15 protein-coding genes are annotated in these 17,909 nt (G+C 71.4%); 5 read left to right on the forward strand and 10 right to left on the reverse strand.

All coding sequences use genetic code 11. From position 1 onward, the window contains the following. Positions 1–27: 27 nt before the first annotated feature. The 10 genes from WMF46_RS07555 to WMF46_RS07600 all read right to left on the reverse strand — a co-directional run bounded on the left by WMF46_RS07555 (position 28) and on the right by WMF46_RS07600 (position 11,222). Positions 28–1,596, reverse strand: a complete 1,569-nt coding sequence (locus tag WMF46_RS07555; RefSeq protein WP_437984992.1) for an AbgT family transporter — start codon at positions 1,594–1,596, stop codon at positions 28–30. A gap of 149 nt (positions 1,597–1,745) precedes the next feature. Further along, positions 1,746–3,041, reverse strand: a complete 1,296-nt coding sequence (locus WMF46_RS07560; RefSeq protein WP_437984993.1) for a DUF58 domain-containing protein — start codon at positions 3,039–3,041, stop codon at positions 1,746–1,748. Between the two features lie 5 nt (positions 3,042–3,046). Next, on the reverse strand, positions 3,047–4,012 hold the full coding sequence (locus WMF46_RS07565) for an AAA family ATPase (RefSeq protein WP_437984994.1): 966 nt from the start codon (positions 4,010–4,012) through the stop codon (positions 3,047–3,049). Continuing rightward, positions 4,009–6,096: a DUF4350 domain-containing protein gene (locus WMF46_RS07570; RefSeq protein ID WP_437984995.1), complete on the reverse strand. Its 2,088-nt coding sequence runs from the start codon at positions 6,094–6,096 to the stop codon at positions 4,009–4,011. Before WMF46_RS07570 ends, WMF46_RS07565 begins: the two co-directional genes overlap by 4 nt. Beyond that, complete coding sequence (locus tag WMF46_RS07575) at positions 6,093–6,890, reverse strand: hypothetical protein (RefSeq protein ID WP_437984996.1); 798 nt, start codon at positions 6,888–6,890, stop codon at positions 6,093–6,095. The genes WMF46_RS07570 and WMF46_RS07575 overlap by 4 nt, the downstream gene beginning before the upstream one ends. Next, a complete protein-coding gene (locus WMF46_RS07580) occupies positions 6,887–7,867 on the reverse strand; it encodes a stage II sporulation protein M (RefSeq protein ID WP_437984997.1) in 981 nt (326 codons plus the stop codon). The genes WMF46_RS07575 and WMF46_RS07580 overlap by 4 nt, the downstream gene beginning before the upstream one ends. Continuing rightward, positions 7,864–8,724, reverse strand: a complete 861-nt coding sequence (locus WMF46_RS07585) for an RDD family protein (RefSeq protein WP_437984998.1) — start codon at positions 8,722–8,724, stop codon at positions 7,864–7,866. Before WMF46_RS07585 ends, WMF46_RS07580 begins: the two co-directional genes overlap by 4 nt. A gap of 16 nt (positions 8,725–8,740) precedes the next feature. After that, positions 8,741–9,310, reverse strand: coding sequence for an RDD family protein (locus WMF46_RS07590; protein WP_437984999.1), 570 nt, complete (start codon positions 9,308–9,310; stop codon positions 8,741–8,743). Positions 9,311–9,661: 351 nt separating this feature from the next. Continuing rightward, on the reverse strand, positions 9,662–10,306 hold the full coding sequence (locus WMF46_RS07595; RefSeq protein WP_437985000.1) for a hypothetical protein: 645 nt from the start codon (positions 10,304–10,306) through the stop codon (positions 9,662–9,664). Between the two features lie 70 nt (positions 10,307–10,376). Continuing rightward, positions 10,377–11,222 (reverse strand): PPK2 family polyphosphate kinase, encoded by an 846-nt coding sequence (locus WMF46_RS07600; RefSeq protein ID WP_437985001.1) that lies wholly within the window; start codon positions 11,220–11,222, stop codon positions 10,377–10,379. A 559-nt stretch (positions 11,223–11,781) separates the two neighbouring features. Between WMF46_RS07600 and WMF46_RS07605 the strand changes: the two genes are divergently transcribed. From WMF46_RS07605 to WMF46_RS07625, 5 genes are read left to right on the forward strand one after another with little or no spacing between them, the layout of a single operon-like run. Further along, entirely contained in the window at positions 11,782–14,007 is a 2,226-nt protein-coding gene (locus tag WMF46_RS07605; protein WP_437985002.1) for a HAMP domain-containing protein, read from the forward strand. A gap of 4 nt (positions 14,008–14,011) precedes the next feature. Further along, positions 14,012–14,422, forward strand: a complete 411-nt coding sequence (locus tag WMF46_RS07610; protein WP_012234032.1) for a response regulator — start codon at positions 14,012–14,014, stop codon at positions 14,420–14,422. Continuing rightward, positions 14,419–14,994: a YfiR family protein gene (locus tag WMF46_RS07615; protein ID WP_437716343.1), complete on the forward strand. Its 576-nt coding sequence runs from the start codon at positions 14,419–14,421 to the stop codon at positions 14,992–14,994. The genes WMF46_RS07610 and WMF46_RS07615 overlap by 4 nt, the downstream gene beginning before the upstream one ends. Before the next feature lies 1 nt (position 14,995). Next, positions 14,996–17,425, forward strand: a complete 2,430-nt coding sequence (locus tag WMF46_RS07620; protein ID WP_437985003.1) for a TonB-dependent receptor plug domain-containing protein — start codon at positions 14,996–14,998, stop codon at positions 17,423–17,425. After that, a complete protein-coding gene (locus tag WMF46_RS07625; protein WP_437985004.1) occupies positions 17,422–17,730 on the forward strand; it encodes a hypothetical protein in 309 nt (102 codons plus the stop codon). Before WMF46_RS07620 ends, WMF46_RS07625 begins: the two co-directional genes overlap by 4 nt. The last annotated feature ends 179 nt before the right edge of the window (positions 17,731–17,909 follow it).

Genomic DNA, 17,909 nt, shown 5'->3' on the forward strand with positions numbered 1-17,909 from the left:
CCTCGCCGCTTCAACGCGCCGGATTCATCAGGGGTAGACATAGGGCGCGTCCAGCCCGAGCGGGAAGCCGAGCTGCCAGTACGCGAGAAGGAACAGCGTCCAGGCGACGAGGAAGGTCACCGAGTAAGGGACCATCAGCGCGACGAGCGTGCCGATCCCCGTGCCCTTCACGTACTTCTGGCAGAAGACAACGACGAGCGGGAAATACACCATCAGCGGTGAGATGATGTTCGTCGTCGAGTCCCCGATCCGGTACGCCGCCTGCGTGAGCTCCGGCGAGATGCCGATCGACATGAGCATGGGCACGAGGATCGGGGCGAGCAGCGCCCATTTCGCCGACGCGGACCCGATGAGGATGTCGGTGATCGCCGTGAGCAGGATGACGCCCACGATGGTCACCGCGCTCGGGAGCGCCAATGCCTGCAGCCCCGCGGCGCCCTTCAGCGCGAGGAGCGCGCCGAGGTTCGAGCGGTTGAAGAGGTGGATGAACTGCGCGGCGAAGAAGGCCATGACCAGGTAATAGGCCATCGTGCTCATCGTCTTGCTCATGCCGTCGATGACGTCGCGGTGGCTCGTGAACGTGCCGGCCGCGTAGCCGTAGACGAGCCCAGGGACGAGGAAGAAGAGAAAGATGAGCGGCACGATCGCGCCCATGAGCGGCGCGCCGCTGACCGTGAGCTGCCCGCTCGGCGCGCGCAGCGGCGACGAGGCCGGCACGCTCGCCGCGACCAGCAGCGCGACGCTGGCCGCCATCGACGCGAGGGCCAGCCAGAGCGCGCGCGCCTCGCGCGGCGTGAGCGCCGCCGTCATGCGCTGCTCCCCCTCGGGCGCCGCGTCCACGGGGGTCCGGGCCACGCGCGGCTCGATCACGCGGTCGGTGATGTACCAGCCGACCGCGACGATCACGAGGCAGGAGGCGCTGCAGAAGAACCAGTTGCAGAGCGGGTTCACGGTGCGCTTCGGGTCGAGGATGCTCGCGCCGGCCTGCGTGAGGCCCTGCAGCAGCGGGTCGAGGCTCGACGGGATGAAGTTCGCGCTGAAGCCGCCCGACACGCCCGCGAACGCCGCGGCGATGCCCGCGAGCGGGTGCCGGCCGGCGGCCTGGAAGATGACGCCGCCGAGCGGGATGACGAGCACGTACCCCGCGTCGGCCGCGGTGTGGCTCGCGATGGCCACGAGGATCAGCATCGGCGTGAGCAGCACCCTCGGCGTGACCGCGAGGACCTTCTTCAGGCCGGCGTTGATGAAGCCCGAGCGCTCGGCGATGCCGACCCCGAGCAGGGCCACGAGCACAACGCCGAGGGGCGGGAAGCTCGTGAAGGTCTGCACCATGGTCGAGAGGAACTCGGTGATCGCCTTGCCCGAGAGCTGGCTGTGGATCACGAGCGGCTGCTTCGTGCGCGGGTCGATCTCGCTGAACGTGAGCGTCGCCAGCGCCGCGGAGAGGACCACGACCACCGCGGCCAGCAGGACGAAGAGCACCGCCGGATCAGGCAGCTTGTTGCCGGCGCGCTCCAGCGCGTCGAGGACGCGGCTCGCCCTGCGGAGCTCGGCGCGGGGCAGGGGAAGGGACTGCTCGGGTTGCTCGCTGGACATGCGCTCATCTTAAGGCGATCTCCCCGCGGAGCGTGACGCGCTGAGGCGTGATCGGCGGCTCGAGCCGGCGCCGGTGTGCTTGTGCAGGAGCAATGGATCAGCACCGATTGCTGCTGGAGCAGCAATGGGCGCCGGGGCCGCCCCGCAGATCAGAGCAAATGGCGCGCTTTGATCTCGAGATACCGGTTGATGAGCTGCCCGGTGAGCTGGCCGGGCGCGACGTCGAGCACCAGCGCGCCGTGGTTCTTGAGGTCGCGCACGAGCCGATCGCGGAAGCTCGAGAGCTCGGCGGCGGCGCCGCGCGTGTACGGGTCGGCGTCGCCGCCCTCGACCAGCGCGTCGATCTCCACGTCCCGCAGCAGCACCATGAGCGGCAGGTGGCGCGGCATCACCCCGCGCATCAGGCGGAGCAGCTCGCTCGCGGCGACGTCGTCGACGACCTGCGTGAAGAGCACGATCAGGCTCCGCTTGCGCACGCGCAGGCCCACGTGCTGGAACGCCGCGCCGTAGTTGGTCTCGACGAGCTCGGGGTAGAGGTCATAGCCCGCGGAGAGCACGTGCTTGGCCGCGCCCGCGCCGCTCACCGGGGGCGCGTAGCTCTTGATGCCGTCGGCGAAGGCGAGCAGGCCCACGCGGTCGCCGCCGCGCGCGGCGACGTGCGAGAGCATCAAGCTCGCGTTGAGCGCGTGATCGAAGAGCGAGAGCCCCTGCGTCTGCGCGGTCATCAGGCGGCCCGCGTCGAGGAGGAAGAGGAGGTTCTGGTTGCTCTCGAGCTGGTACTCGCGGCTGATGATCTTCTTCTGCCGCGCGGTCGCCTTCCAGTCGATGGAGCGGAACTCGTCGCCGCGGCGGTACTCGCGCAGGCGCTCGAACTCGCTCTCGCCGCCGCGCTTGCGCGAGGCGCGCAGCGCCGACGGATCGCGATCCTGGCGCGCCATGAGCTCGAAGGTGCGCACGGCCTGCACGTCGGGGTACACCTTGACCTGCGTCTCGGCCGGCACCGTGACCTGCCGGATCCAGAGGCCGAACGGCGAGAGGTAGCGCACGTGGTGATCGCCGATCGTGTGCGCGCCGCGGCGGGTGGGGCGCACGTGGTAGCGGGCCGTCGCGCGCTCCCTGGGCGGGAGCTCGAGCTTCACGGGCAGGTCGTCGCTCTCGGCGTGATCGAAGAGATCGTCGGCGACCTCGATCGAGAGCTTGCGGCGGGAGAGCGAGCGGATCTCGAGCGTGATCAGGTTGGGGCGCCCGATGGAGAGCACCGCGGGGGCGTGGCGCTTCACCGTCACAAGCGGCCTCCGCGCGAGGAGCGCGTCGATCGCGGCCCAGAGCGCGATGCCCGCGTCCGCGGCGAGCATGGGCAGGAGCAGCGTGCGATCGACGAGCGTCGCCACCGCGAGCCCGAGGGGCACGATCGCGAGCAGCACGAGGGCGCGCGAGGGGATCATCGCGCTCAGGCCGCCGTCTTCGGCACCTTGGCCTCGCGGAGGATGTCGTCGACGCAGTCGTCGGCGCTCACGCCCTCGATCTCGGCGTCGGGGTGCAGGATGAGCCGGTGGCGCAGGATCGCGGGCGCGAGCGCCTTCACGTCGTCAGGGATGACGTACTCGCGGCCCTCGCTCGCGGCCATGGCGCGCGCGACCGCGAGCAGGCCGATCGACGCGCGCGGCGAGGCGCCGAGGTAGACCGAGCGGTGCACGCGGCTCCGGCCGACGATGTCGGCGATGTACTCGATGATGCCGTCGTCCACGCGGATCCGCGCGAGCCCCTCGCGCATCTCCACGAGCTCGGCGGCGGTGGCGATGCGCTGGATCTCGAAGCGATCGAGGCGCGCCGCGTGGAAGCCGTTGACGTGGTTCTTGAGGATCAGCCGCTCGACCGCCTGCGAGGGGTGCTTGACGTTGACCTGGATCAAGAAGCGATCGAGCTGCGCCTCGGGGAGCGGGTAGGTGCCCTGCGACTCGATGGGGTTCTGCGTGGCGATGACGAAGAACGGATCCGGCAGCGCGCGCGTGATGCCGTCGGAGGTGACCGCGAGATCTTGCATCGCCTCGAGCAGGGCGCTCTGCGTCTTGGCGGGCGCGCGGTTGATCTCGTCGGCGAGCAGGAGCTGCGTGAAGATCGGCCCCTCGTGGAAGACGAAGCGGTCCTCCTTCTGGTTGAAGACGTTGCCGCCGGTGACGTCGCTCGGCATCAGATCGGGCGTGAACTGGATGCGCTTGAAGGTGGCGCCGAGCACGTGCGCGAGGGTGCGCACGAGCAGCGTCTTGCCGAGGCCGGGCACGCCCTCGATGAGCACGTGACCGCCGGCGAGGACGGCGACGAGCGTGTGCAGGATGAGATCGTCCTGGCCGAGGAGCACCTTGCCGGCCTCGCGGCGGAGGAGATCGAAGCGATCGCGGAATTCAATCGGGTTCATGTCGTCTTTCGATCGGAGGTTCGCTGACCGGTCGCGTCGAGGAAGCCCTGGAGCTCGCGCACGAGCTCGAGATCGGCGGCGGCGCCGTCGCGCGAGCGAGGCGAGGGCCGCGCGCCGCGCGCGCTCTGCGGCGCGCGGAGCGACGAGGCGGGCGCGGCGTCCTCGCGGGCGCCGGAGGCCTCGACAAGCACGCGCATCACCTCGGCCTCGGGGCGGCCGGTGCGCGCGGCGATCGCCTCGGCGAGCGGGATGAGGCCCCGCCGGCCGGACCGGTGCACGCGCTCGCGCAGGCGATCGAGCGCCCAGCTCGCGTAGAGGCCCGCGGCGTGGCGCGAGGCGCGCGCGCGCCGGTAGGCGAGGCCGAGCGCGCGCGCGTGATCGGCGAAGGCGCGCCGGCCCGCGGCGGGCGGATCGCGGAGGCGCGCGAAGGCGCTGCCCTTCCAGAGGTAGAGCAGCGCGAGGAGCAGGAAGAGCTGCGCGATCACGGGCCAGAGGTTCGCCTCGCGCACGGCCTCGAAGGGCGTCTCGGCGCCGACGCCGGTCCACTCGTCGATGATCTCGACCTCGGTCGCGTACGGCGCGAACCGGAGCAGATCAAGGAAGAGCTGCGCGTTGTCGGGGGCCGCGAGCGAGACGTTCGACACGAGGCGATCGTCCGCGACGACGACGACCTTGCCCTCGCCGAGGCGGCGGACGACGCCCGCGGTCGAGGACGACTCGCCCCGGAAGATCATGTAGAGGTCTTCGGGCTCGTCGCCGTTCGCCTCGACGAGGCGCTTGCTGGGCGGGAGCGAGGCGCGGAGCCCGCGCGACCAGTCCGCGGCGAGCGCCGTCGACGTCTCGGCGTCCTGGGCCACGCGCAGGCCGAGCTCGACCTCGTCGGGCAGGCGCGGGAGCCCGGCGAGGAAGAGCGTGCCGCCCTTGTCGCTCACCCACGCGAAGAGGTCCTTCCACGTCGCGTCGTCGATCTCCGCGCCCGGCAGCACCACCAGCGCGAGCGCGCGCTCGGGCGCCGTGAGCGCCTCGCCGCGGCGCCGCGCCTTGAAGCCCTGCTCGTCGAGCACCTCGAGCACCGCCTGGGTGCCCGAGGGCGACCGATCGCCGCCGCCCTCGTCGCCGCCGCCCCCGTGCGGCGTGCAGGAGAGCGCGGCGGAGAGGCCGAAGGCGACGAGCGCGAGCGCGAGCGCGCGGCTGACGAGCGGGACGACGCGGTCCATCACCGCGCGGAAGATCGGCTCGGAGGGCGGCGTGACGCCGAACTGCACGCCCTCCACGTCGCGCACGATCGATCGCATCGCGCCCTTGAGATCGGGCCGCTCGCGCAGGCTGCGCACGTAGTCGCCGTTGGTGCGAGAGGGGTGGATCTCGATGAGACCATCCCCGTCGAGGCGGCGCAGGAGCGCGGCGTACGCGTCGTCGATCGCGCGCGCGTAGTCGCCGCGGGACGCGTGGCTGCGGGCGCGCGCGAGCAGGCGCTGCACGTCGGTCTCGACCTCGCGCCTCGCCGTCTCCTCGGGCGTGGGGCCGCGCGCGGGCGCCTTCTCCTCCTTGGCCTCGTCGGCTGGCGCGCGATCGCGGAGCAGGTTCTTCAGCAGCGCGTGGAGCACCCCCCCGAAGAAGACAACGAGCAGGCCGATGAAGAGCACCGACGCGAAGAAGCTCATCCCCGAGAGATCGACGCGCATCTCGGGCCAGGGGCGGCGGCGCTCGTCCTCGGTCGGGCCGCGATCGGTCGGCGCGCCGCCCGCGGGATGTTTGCCGGACGCGTCGCGGCCGCCGCGGCCGCCGCGGCCGCCGCGGCCGGACGCGGCCGATCGCGAGAGCTCGACCGGGGGCAGCTTGCACGCGGCGGGGAGCTCCGGGCACACGTCGCTCGATCCGGCGATGATCGGGCACCACGCGTGCTCCTCGGGCGTGAGCGGGTAGTCGGCCTCGTGGCAGAAGCGGTAGCGATCGTCCTCGAGGACGTCGCGCACGCTCCAGTGAACATTCTCTTCCGCGTCCTCCGCCCGGGCGTCCCGCGCGAGCGGCGCGCCGGCGGAGAGCGCGACGAGGGCGGCGAAGAGGCGCGCGCGGCGGCTCACGCGGCGGCCCTCTTCTCGCCTTCGCGCGCGGCGATCGCGAGGAAGCGGAGCTGGATGTCCCAGCCGTCGGCGCGCGTGCGCGCGTCGATGTAGTGGAGGAAGCGCGCGGTCGCGACGTACGGGATGCCCGCGAAGAAGCCCGCGAGCGCGAAGGGCGAGCCGCCGTCGTCGACGAGCGCGCCGAACGGCTTGCCGAGCTGGAGGATCGCGTCGACGAGCGACTGGCCGAGCAGCTCCGCCGTGAGCGCGACGCCGGCCTGCGCGAGGAGCAGCGCGATCAGCGCGCCCAGGACCGCGGCGACGCGGCCGGTGACGAAGCGGCTGCTGCGCTGGATGGCGTCGCCGGCGTCCGCGGCCTCGAGCAAGCTGGCCTCGTGCACGAAGACGAGGCGCGGCCAGGCGAGGGGGAGGCCGAGGAACATCGGGAGCGCGGCCGCGGCGAGCAGGAGGCGGCTCAAGAAGAGCATCCACAGGTACGACCAGAGGCGCGCCCTGAACAGGCGGAGCACCTGGCCCGCGCTGAGCTCCTCCGAGAAGAGCAGGCGCCCCACCGCGACCGTGAACACGCCCTGCGCGACGCCGCCGAGCGCGATCGCGACGCCCCACACCGCGAGCCACGACCAGCCCGCCGCATACCGCAGCGCGAGGCAGCCGGCGAGCATCGGGAGGAAGAGGATCGCCGAGAGCCGCGCGTAGAGGCCGAGCGCGAGCGACATGGAGAGGCGGCAGGCGAGATCGAGGATCTCGGAGAGCGGGCGCGGGCGCAGCACGATCGCCGAGGCGCCGAGGTTCATCGCGAGGCCTCCTTCGCGGGGCGACCCGCGAGCGCGAGGTAGAGGACGATGAGCAGCGAGAAGACGCCCGAGGCCGCCCACTTCACCGGCGGGGGGAGCCCCGAGGGGGACCAGAAGCCCTCGATCCCCGCGGCGATCAGCAGCATCGCCGCCGCGCCGAGGATCTGGCGCACGATCGACGGCGCCGCGCGGCGCAGCGAGCCGACGCGCGTGCGGCCGCGCGTCTCGACGAGCGCGTAGCCCATCTCGAGCCCCGCGCCGCCGGCGATCACGATCGCGGTGAGCTCGAAGGGCGCGTGGCTGCACATGAACGTCCAGATGTTGCCGCCGTGGCCCACGCTCATCACGTGGCCGACGACGGTGCCGGTGAAGAGGCCGTTGTAGATGAGGAAGAAGATGCTGCCCGCGCCGAAGAGCACGCCGGTGGCGAAGCAGCGGAAGGCGATGCCGACGTTGTTGAAGACGTAGAACCCCGCCATGCCCGTGTCGGTGCCCGCGTCGCGCCCGCTCTGGCCCTCGCTGTACATCTGGGCCATGCCCTGGAGCACCGGGCTCGGGAGCACGTGGGTGGCGAACTCGTCGGAGGCGAGCGCGCCCGCGATGCCGACGAGCGAGGGGAGGAAGAAGAGCGCGCAGGCGATCGCGAAGAAGCGGCCGTTCGCGCGCAATGCGCGCGGGAAATCGCGGGTGAAGAAGGAGACGATGTCGGGGAGGCGGAAGGGCTCCGCGCCGTAGAGCGCGGCGTGCGCGCGCGCGGCGAGCGCGTCGAGGTACGCGGTGAGATCGGGCGTGTAGCGCGCCGCGCGCGCGCGCATCAGATCGGTGCAGAGCGAGCGGTAGAGCGCGGCGAGGCGCGAGATGGCGGCGCCGTCCTTCTTCGCGAGCGAACCGCTGTCGTGGATCAGGAGGCCATCGAGCTCCTGCCAGTCCGGCCTGCGGGCCGCGACGAACTCGTCCTGGGAGCGGGCGCCGATCACGCGCTCACCTCCTTCTTGCGCTTGCGGCGGGGCTCGGGGTCGCTCGCGGCCCCCTCCTGGCCGCCGCGGTGCGCGTGCGCGCGGTGGTGGAGGACGCCGAGGAAGCGCGTGGCGTCCTTGTAGCGGACGCCCATGCGCCGCGCGAACACGGGCGCGGTCATCTCCGCGAGCTCGCTCGCGCGCGCGGGCGAGAGGCGATCGAGGCGGCGGAGGAAGAGCTCGATGGCGTCGAGCTCCTCGCCGGAGAGCGGGAGTCGCGCGGGCAGGCTCGAGAGCTCCGCGGGGCTCGGCGGCGGCCGGAGGACGAGCGGGCCGGCGACCGTGTGGCGCGCCTCGACGATCACGAGGGTGCCGCCCACGAGATCGCCGAGGCGGCGGAAGCGCGGATCACGGCCCATGACGGCGAGGCCGACCGCGTACGTGCCGAGGAACGAGAGCGGATCGATGAACGGGGGGAGGAGATCCGCGGCGCGCAGCAGGTTGCGCAGCAGGCTGTCCCCGAAGCGGAGCGGCTGGCCGCCGTCGGTGACGACGCGCAGCGAGAGGGCGCGCTTGCCGGGCGTGCAGCCGCTCCAGAGGGTCTCGAAGAAGACATAGTACCCCCACTCGATCGCGAAGAGGACCAGCAGCACGAAGCCCGTCGACGCCCCGCGCAGCGCTGGCCCCACGGCGACGCCGCCGACCGCGGCGAGCATCCCGATCGCGAAGACGATGACGCCGCGCACCAGCAGATCGATGAGGTACGCGAGCGCGCGCCGCGCCGGGCCCGCGATCTGGTGGCGGAACCGCACGTGCTCCGGCGTCTCGATCTCGGCGCTCGTGTCGAGCGGCTCGCGGAGCGTTTCGCGGTGGATCATGCGGCGAGGAGGGCGATCAGGAGCCCGCCCTGGGCGGGGCGACGACGACCTTGGTGCCGGCGATGCGATCGTGCAGGCAGCGGCGGTCGTCGTCGAAGATCATGAGGCCGTTCATCACGTTGAAGATCGCGTGGAGCAGCCGGCCGACGCCGGGGACGAGGCCGGGGAGCGCGATGAGCCAGTTGCGGAGGACGACGCCGGACGCGAAGTCGACGCGCGAGCCATCCGTCTTGATGATCTTGATCTTCGTCCACTTCTTTCCGAGCGTCTGCCCGCGTGTGGCGATGAGGTACCACTGGTAGATGACGAGCGGGAGCGGGCCGAGGAGCGCGCCGACGCTGAGCACCAGGTAGGCCTTCTCCTCGCTGTGCGCGGCGTAATCGAGCGCGCCGGTGGCGAGGAGGAGGATCGCGGCGGGGATCATGGAGCCGACGAGCAGCAGGTTGTCGATGATCCGCGCGCCGAGCCGCGTGCCGCGCTCGGCGAGGACGTGCTCGTCCGGCTCGTTCTCGCCATGGGAGTGCGCGTCGCCGGTCGTCGGCGCAGCGTACGGGTTGTACTCGTGCCTGGGATCGTCGAGCTGCATGCCCCCTCCTCCTCGTCGGAATTGCATCACCCGAGCGACAGCGCGTCAATTGGCCGAGGCGCTCGGCCCCACACGGCGCGCGCGGCGGCGCCCGGCCACGGCCTTCCCTGAAAGACGAGCACCGTCGGCGAGCCGAGGGCCGTCGCCCCCGCCGGTCGCCGTGGACGACCTCCTGACGCCACCGCATGGGATCACGTGTCGAGATCGCCGACGATTCCACAGGTCGTCGATCGGCCCCGCCGGCTGCGGACATTCATGGTTCATGCAACCACGGAATCCTTCGTGTGGACTCCGTGCCATGGCATCAGGGGCCCACGCAGGTCGCGGCGCGCGATTTGCGCTCTGCGCCTGCTAGGGCGGATATCGGTCGGGCGCCCGGGGGAGCGAGAAGGTACCGCGGATCCGCTCGGTCGGGCGGTTCAGGCGCGCGCTCATGGTCGCCTCGAAGGTGCCCTTCACCGGCGCTCCGACGCTCGTGAACTCGGTGACCCTGAGCTTCGCGGTGTCCGAGGTCCACTCCGACCCTGTCTTCGGATCCAGGAAGCGCACCCGGATCACCTCGAGCTCTCCCGGCAGCTTGAGGCCGGTGGCGACGATATCGAAGTACGTGCCTCCTGCGCCGCACGAATCGAGGATGAGCCGCGGCGCCTTCGCGTCGGGATCCAGGACCTCGGCGTAGGGCCCGGGCATGGGATCCGCCACCTCGTAGGTGGACTGGCACGGACCCTCGAGTCGGCGCACGCTCCCGCCCTGCTCGATCTCGATGCGGCCGTCGCCGCCGATGCGCGATCCGCGCCTCTGCGGAGCGGCGCCCGGCTCGGCGCTCGGGGCGGAAGGCGCTTCGACCTTCGGCAGCGCCGAGGCGAGGGGCTCGGGCGGCGCGGGGGGGCGCGCGGGCGAGGCGAGCGGCGCGGCCGCCGGGGCGGGCGGCGCCTGTTCTACGGTGATGCGATCCCGCTCGGGCGACGACGGACAGGCGAGGAGCTGCGATGCCACGAGGCCGGCCGCCCCGACCTGGCTTGCCACCCGCCTGCGCGCGCCGCTCAGCGCCGCCTCTCCTGTCCGCTCACCCCTTGTTCCGCCCACCCCGCGACCTCCGGTATTCGTCGAGCTCCTCGCGGCCCGCCTTCCCGTTCCGCTCGAGCGTCTTCAGCCAGCCGTCGCGGTATTCCCGCATCGTCTCCGCCACGGTCTCGGCGACGACGAGGTTGCGGTACCACTTCGCGTCGGCCGGCACGACGCACCAGGGCGCGTGCTTGGACGAGCAGCGCCGGAAGACCTCGTCGTAAGCCTCTGTGTACTCGTCCCAGTGCTCCCGCTCTTTCCAGTCGTTCACGTTGAGCTTCCACGCGGTCGACGGGTTCTCCTCGCGCTCCAGCAGCCGCTTCTCCTGCTCCTTCTTGCTGATGTGCAGGAAGAACTTGATCACGATGGTCCCGTGCTCGGCGAGCAGCTCCTCGAAGTCGTTGATGTGATCGTAGCGCTCCCCCCACAGCGACTTGGGCGCGAGGTCGTGCACGCGCACGACGAGCACATCCTCGTAGTGAGAGCGGTTGAAGATGGCGAACTCCCCCGCGCGCGGCGCCTGCCGGTGGATACGCCACAAGAAGTCGTGCTCTCGCTCCTCCTTCGTGGGCACGCCGAACGAGCTCACCGTGACGCCGCGCGGGTTCAGCGCGCCGACGACGTTCTTGATCGCCCCGTCCTTGCCGGCCGCGTCGCGGCCCTGAAGGACGATGAGGATGCTGTGCGTCCTCGCTCCCCACATCAGCTCCTGCAGCTCGAGCAGCTCTTCGCCCAGCTCCTTGAGCCGCTCCGCTGCCTCCTGCTTCGTCGCGTCCCGAGGCGGATCGGTCGAGACGTCATCGAGGCGAAACTTCGAATCAGGCTTCGTGAGTCGCGTGATGGGCATGCCCGCGAGCCTACACGATCCCGCAGCGTCGCCATCGCCGGAGTGACGCGTGACGTCACGGCGCCGCGGCGGCGACGAGCAGCCCGATACGGACGAGCTGGGCGCCAGAGTGGAGGCCAATGCGACAATCCCCTTCATGCTTGGCGAGCGAGCCCTCGCGCTCCTTGCCATCCGCGCGGAGCGGCGAAGACCGGAGCAGGCCGCCGGGCCGATGACGGGGTAGCTGGTGACCGGTAACCCGGTCGACCCGTAACGCGTGGACCCGTTGACGCGTGGACCCGTTGACGCGTGGACCTGTTGACGCATGGACCCGTTGCCGATGACGCGACGAGCGAACAGCCACATCGGCGGTGCGTAAGGAAAATCCTGTTGCAGAAATGAAATGAACTACGTACCGTCGAGGTCGGAAGGGCATCGCCATGCGCCTGTCCTCGTCCCTCGGGTGCTTCCGATGGTGCGCCTGGCGAAGCTTCTGCCGTGGAGGGGGGGCGCGGATGACGCACGCTCTTGGATTCGACCATTTCTTGGCTCGGATACGGCCTGCCGCCCCGAGCGCGTGATGCTGGTCTCTGCCCCTGTCTCCCGGCCCCCAGCGGCTCACCGGCGGCGCTCCGGTGTTCACCTCGGCATCGGCGTCAAGCTCGCCGCAGCGACCGTGGTGGTCCTCACCAGCGTCACCGTGCTGGTCGCCAATCAGGTGATCCAGAAGACACGAGATGATCTCGTGTCGGCGAAGGCGAACGCCGCATCGATGATGGCGGATCTGCTCTCGGGCTCCCTGACCGCGCCGCTCGATTTCGGCGATCGGGACACGGCGCAGGGCGACCTCGACCAGCTCCGGTCGAACCGCGCGCTCATCGCCGCGGTCGCGTGGGGCAGCGACGCCGAGCCCATCGCCAAGATCGGTCAGCCGGAAGGCGGCCTGTCGGCGTTCACCGCGCGCGGCGCCGAGAATCAGGTCCTGGAGCGCGAGATACGCGTCGCCCGCCCGGTCGTGCGCGACGACGGGCGGCGCCTCGGGACGCTCGTCCTCGTCTTCTCCCTCGAGCCCGAGAACGCCGCATTCGCCGCGGCCCGCCGCAACATCCTCGAGTTCGCGGGCATCGTCGGCGCGATGACGGCCTTCCTGCTCCTCGCGTTCGCAAGGTGGCAGATCGTGCGTCCGCTCTCGCGGCTCGTCGACGCCGCGCGGCGCGTCGGGGAAGGGGACCGCGCCGTCCGCGTGAACGTCCGCACGAACGACGAGCTCGGCCGGCTCGCCGACGTCTTCAACGCGATGAGCTCCGCCATCATCGAGCGCGAGGGCAAGCTCGAGATGGCCACCGAGAGCCTCCGCGAGCTCTTCGACAACATGCGCGAGGCCATCGTGGCCTTCGGCCCCGGCGGCCGGCTGGGCAGCGAGGCCTCGAAAGAAGCCAGGCAGCTCTTCGGCGACCGCGCCGCGGAGGGCAACCACGTCGCGGAGCTCCTCTACCGCGGCGGGCCGCTCTGCGTCGAGAGCCAGGCGCTCCGGCAATGGGTCGACGCGGCGTTCGACGCCGAGGTCGACGCCTTCCCGGAGGTCGCCGAGCTCGCCCCGCGCGAGGTGTGGTTCGAGCGCGCGCCGGGCGACCGGAGGTTCTTGCGGATCGAGTTCTGCCCCATCGTCTCCGGCCAGAAGATCGCGCGCATCATGCTGCTCGCGACCGACCAGACCGAGCTCAGGCGCCTCACGGAGAGCGTCAAGACCAAGGACGAGGAGCACGCCCGCCAGATCGCCGCCATGCGCCGCCTCATCGCCGGCGGCGGCCAGGTCTTCGTCCGCTTCATCGAGATCTCGCGCGAGCGCGTGGCCCGGTGCAGCGAGATCCTGAGGCCCGGCGGGGAGCTCTGCCCCGCGGACATCGACGAGCTCTTGCAGCAGCTGCACACCATGAAGGGCGAGGCCCGGTCGTTCGACCTGGAGCGCCTCGCGGACGAGATCATGGCGCTCGAGGACGAGCTCTCCAGGGTCCAGGGGCGCGCGCGCTCGGAGGACAGGCCCTCGGTCGAGGGGCACGCGGCGTCGTGGCGCTCGCGGCTCACCCGCGTCGCGGACGAGCTCACGCGCGCGCAGGAGACGTTCGTCGACGCCTCGCCCGTGGGCAGCGCGATCCTCGACCAGATCACGGTCCGCCGCACGGACGTCACCCGGCTCCGTGAGCTCGTCGGCCCGCAGGGCGGCGAGGCCGCCGAGATCGTCCGCCGCCTCGCGGCCCGGCCGTTCGGCGAGGTGCTCGCGCCGCTCCTCGAGCGCGTCCCCCGCTGGGCCGAGCGGGAGGGCAAGCGCGCCCGCCTCGAGATCGACGGCCGCGAGGCCTCCATTCCCTCTGATCTCGCCCGCTTGCTCCCGGGCGTGTTCCTTCACCTCGTGCGGAACGCGATCGCCCATGGAATCGAATCCCCCGACGCGCGCGCCCGGGTGGGCAAGCCCGAGGTGGGCGTGATCCGCGCCAGCTGCATTGAGGACCGGCCGCTGCCCACCCTCCTCGTCGAGGACGACGGTCAGGGCATCGACTTCGACGCGCTCGCGACGAGCGCCGGCGTCGATCCGAAGGATCTGCGCCGGACACGCGAGCTCCTGTTCACCCCCGGCGTGAGCACGAAGGGCGACGTGAGCGACCTCGCGGGCCGCGGCATCGGCCTCTCCGCGGTCCGCGCCGATCTCCTCTCGGTCGGCTGGCTCATCGAGGTGGACGCGTCGCGCCAGACCGGCGCGGCGTTCGTGATCCGCCCCCAGGCTGCCCCTCTCAGCAACGGAGAATGACTCGATGTCACACGGCGGACGCATCCTGGTGATCGATGACAGCGAGATCGTGCTGATGCGGATCCGCGTCGAGCTGTCGAGCGCCGGCTACGAGGTGGTCACGACGACGCAGCTCGTGGGCACGGCCCGTCACCTGCGCGGCTGCGATCTCGTCATCGTCGACTTCTTCATGCCGGGCCTCGACGGCGCCGCCGTCCTCCGCTCGCTCAAGGCCGCGGTGCCCGAGGGCGAGAGGCCGCCGCTCTTCTACCTCTACACAACGGACGCCGAGGCCGGATCGCGGTACGCGGAGCTCGGCTTCGACGGGGTCTTCAGCAGGAAAGGCGATCTGCTCGCCCTCACCCCGCAGGTGCAAGCGGCGCTCCGCATCCGCAAGCTCGCCGGCCTGTCGCGCGGCAAGGAACGCAAGACATGACGCCTCGCCGGCGCGCCCTCGTGCTCGGCCTCTTCGTCGCGGCCGCCCTCGCCCCATTCCATGTCATGGCGGAGCCGGCGACGGCGCCCTTCGCCGTGCAAGCGGAGATCGTCACGCGCATCCTGCCGTACGACAGGGGCTTTCCAGAGCGGGTGAAGGGACAGGTCTCTTTCCTTTTGCTCTCCCGGGCCGGCGACGCGGACTCGGCGAGCGCCGCGCTCCAGATGAGGAGGGCCTTGAACGACATCGGCAAGGTGCGTGACAAGCCGATCCGCGTGGAGAGCGCCGAGTACTCGGGCGCGTCCGAGCTCGCCGCGACGTGCCGCGCGCGCGACATCAACGTCGTGTACATCTCCTCGGGGCTCGGCAGGGAGGTCGCCGCGATACGCGGCGCGCTCACGGACACGGGCATCCTGAGCTTCGCGGCCGTGGAGCCCTATGTCTCGCAGGGGGCCGTGCTCGGCGTCGACGTCGCGGACGGCAAGCCGCGCATGAGCATCAACCTCGCGCAGGCCCGGGCGCAGCACATCGACTTCCCCGCTCCCATCCTCAAACTGGCAAGGATCTATTGACGTGAGCTCGACCCGTCTCGCACTGATCTGCGCCGCGTCGCTCGCGTTGTCGACCGCCGCCCCGCGCGAGGCGCGGGCCGAGGACGTCAGCTCGCTCCTCGAGATCCTCGAAGAGAACGTCGTGTCCGGCGCCTCGCGCTCCGCGGAGCGCGAGAGCGACGCGCCCGCCATGTCGTCGGTGATCACGGGCGCGCAGCTCAAGCTCTTCGGCATACGGCGCCTCGCCGACGCGCTCACCTTCCTCGCGAGCGGCGTCTTCGCGCACGACCGCATGTCGGTCCCGGAGGTCGGCGCGCGCGGGGTCGCCCTGACCCGGGACGCGAACAGCCACGTGCTGATCGTGCTCGACGGCATGGTCGTGAACGAGCAGGGCGGCGGCGCCGTCTTCCTGCACGATATCCCGATCGAGATCGTCGACCATATCGAGGTGGTCCTGGGCCCTGGCTCCGTGCTCTACGGCGCGCAGGCCATGCTGGGGGTCATCAACGTCGTCACGAAGAAGGCCGCCGATCACCAGGGCATCCGCGCCTCCCTGACGCTCGGGGCGTCGCCGCCGCTCGACGAATCGGGCGACATCAGGGCGCCGGACCTCGAGGGCCTCGGGGGCGAGGGCACGGCGGCGCTCGGCTTCGGGCGCCGCTTTACGCTGCTCGGGCAGCCCGCGGGCGTGGTGGCGGCGGTCGACATGCACCGCTTCGAGGGGCCCGAGGTGAGCTTCCCGAAGCAGCGGCTCCCGGTCCTGGCGGACGGCGTGTCCGTCATGGATCTCGGCTCGCACGCCGAGCCCGGCTCCTGGGGCGGCACGGTGGAAGAGCAGTGGTTTCGCCGCAAGGCAGGCGCCTTCGTGCGCCTCGACGTCGGCGACCTGAGCGCCGTCGCGCAGGCGACGCGCGCGTCGTGGGCCGCGCCCTTCATGGATCTCCACGAGAACCGCGTCGGGGCCTTTGACGATGCCCGCAACGACAACACGCAGTCGCTCGTCCTGACCAGCGTGCGTTATCGCGACCGCCTGAGCGAGCGGCTCGAGGGCGTGGCGCGCGGGTACTTCGGGTTCAGCCGGATCGAGCGCTCGCGCTACGTGGTGGGCCACGATCCGCTCGTGCCGCACGTCCCGCTCGACGTGCTCGATCCGGAGCAGTGCCCGCGCGGCCCGTCCGGGCCTTGCCGGAAGGAGGCGCTGTTCCTCTCCCGCTGGTTCGGGCTCGAGCTCCAGGCGCGGTACGACTGGGCGGGCGACGGCGCCTTCACGACCATGGCGGGCCTCGATGGGCGCCTCCGCACGTCGGCCTACGAGTTCGTCGCGTTCGACGAGCTCACGGGGAAGAGTTATGGCTCCGACCCGGCGCGCACGCGCTGGCACGGCGGCGGACACCGTCTCGAGGACGAGGCCGCGCTCGGGGCCTATGTGCAGCAGACGCTCCGCCTGTTCCGGCCCCTCTCGCTCAACGCCGGGATCCGGGTCGACCTCGACTCGCGTATCCCGCTCGAGTACGTGGCGAACGCGATCTCGCCGCGCGCCGCGCTGATCCTCACGCCGGACGAGCGCGTGTCGCTCAAGCTCATCTACTCGAGCGCGTTCCGCGCCCCCAGCTTCGTCGAGCTCTACACCGTGAGCGGCAGGCTCCTGCCGAACCCGGACGGCCTCAAGCCGGAGAAGGTCTCCTCCCTGGAGGCGGTCTCGTCGTTCCGGAGCGGCGCGTACTCCTTCACGGCCGGCGGCTTCTACTCGGAATGGCGGGACGTCATCGAGCTCCAGCTCCTGAGGGCGAAGGCGCCCAGCGTCTCGAGGTACAACAACGTGCCAGGCATCGAGAACTACGGCGCGAACCTCGGCTTCGAGACGAGCTTCCTCGAGCGGAAGCTGCGCGTCGGCGTCAACTCCACGTTCGCCGCGACGCGGCGCCGCATGTCCGCCGAGCAGATCACCCGGAACGCGCGGTTCGGCACCGGCGACGATGTCCCCATCACGGTCGCGCCGCAGGTGTACGGCAACGCCCGCGTGTCTTACGAGGTCGGCGCTGGCGCCGTGTCCCTGGCGGCCGCCTACATGGGCCGGCGGATCGCCGACCAGGCCTACTATGGCGGTGATCCGTCGAACATCGCCCCTCGCCCCGAGGTGCCGCCGCAGGTCGAGCTCCGCGTGGCGGTGACGGGCGCGATACCCGGGGTGAAGGGCGCCGGGTACATGCTCGGCGGGCAGTACGCGTTCTCCGCCCATGAGCCCTACGTCGTCGGCCCCAACCAGGGGCAGCCGCGCTACCTCGTCGAGAGCGGCCCCACCGCGGATTTCGCGTTAAGGAACCGCCTAACGCTCTTCGCCGGGATCGAGCTTCACCTCGACGACGACGCCGCCGCGGGCAGCCCGGCCGCGGCGGCCAGGCCCTCCTCCATCGCGACCGTCGGGCGCGCGAGCCACGGAGCATCACCGTGAAGAGCACATGTTTTCCCGCGCTCCTCCTCCGCTTGTCGGCCACGACAGGCCTCCTGGCGGGGGGCTGCGTCGAGGTGGGCCACCCCATCGAGGTGGGCTGCTTCGTCGAGGACGACAACCCGAACTGCTTCGACACCGGCGTCTCCGCGAGCTCTTCTCAGGCGAGCGGGACCACCGGGGCCGGCGGGGCTGGCGGAGGCGAGGCGAGCGCCGATGGCGGAGGCGGGGCAGGCGCGAGCGCCGATGGCGGTGGCGGCACGGGCGGTGACGGCGGCGCGGGCGGCGCGGGCGGCGCCGGGCTGTGATCGCGCTCGCTCTCGCCTCATCACGGTGGATTGCGTCAACCTATCGCCCCATGAGGGGCCGAATCGTCCACCGTGGAGTCATCTCCGACGGCACCCTACTGTCGATTGGCATGCTCTCCGGCTGGAACTCGCATGGTCGGCATCGTTGGGAACGAGGACGTGAAAGGCGTTGACAGTCA

Source organism: Sorangium sp. So ce117 (assembly GCF_051524395.1).
GTDB classification, from domain to species: domain Bacteria; phylum Myxococcota_A; class Polyangia; order Polyangiales; family Polyangiaceae; genus Sorangium; species Sorangium cellulosum_B.

Bases quoted from the DNA above. Each gene is read 5' to 3' on its own strand.
- WMF46_RS07605 (WP_437985002.1), top strand. From the start codon at position 11,782: ATGCTGGTCTCTGCCCCTGTCTCCCGGCCCCCAGCGGCTCACCGGCGG.
- WMF46_RS07600 (WP_437985001.1), bottom strand. From the start codon at position 11,222: ATGCCCATCACGCGACTCACGAAGCCTGATTCGAAGTTTCGCCTCGAT.
- WMF46_RS07560 (WP_437984993.1), bottom strand. From the start codon at position 3,041: ATGATCCCCTCGCGCGCCCTCGTGCTGCTCGCGATCGTGCCCCTCGGG.
- WMF46_RS07615 (WP_437716343.1), top strand. From the start codon at position 14,419: ATGACGCCTCGCCGGCGCGCCCTCGTGCTCGGCCTCTTCGTCGCGGCC.
- WMF46_RS07575 (WP_437984996.1), bottom strand. From the start codon at position 6,890: ATGAACCTCGGCGCCTCGGCGATCGTGCTGCGCCCGCGCCCGCTCTCC.
- WMF46_RS07555 (WP_437984992.1), bottom strand. From the start codon at position 1,596: ATGTCCAGCGAGCAACCCGAGCAGTCCCTTCCCCTGCCCCGCGCCGAG.
- WMF46_RS07610 (WP_012234032.1), top strand. From the start codon at position 14,012: ATGTCACACGGCGGACGCATCCTGGTGATCGATGACAGCGAGATCGTG.
- WMF46_RS07585 (WP_437984998.1), bottom strand. From the start codon at position 8,724: ATGATCCACCGCGAAACGCTCCGCGAGCCGCTCGACACGAGCGCCGAG.
- WMF46_RS07565 (WP_437984994.1), bottom strand. From the start codon at position 4,012: ATGAACCCGATTGAATTCCGCGATCGCTTCGATCTCCTCCGCCGCGAG.
- WMF46_RS07590 (WP_437984999.1), bottom strand. From the start codon at position 9,310: ATGCAGCTCGACGATCCCAGGCACGAGTACAACCCGTACGCTGCGCCG.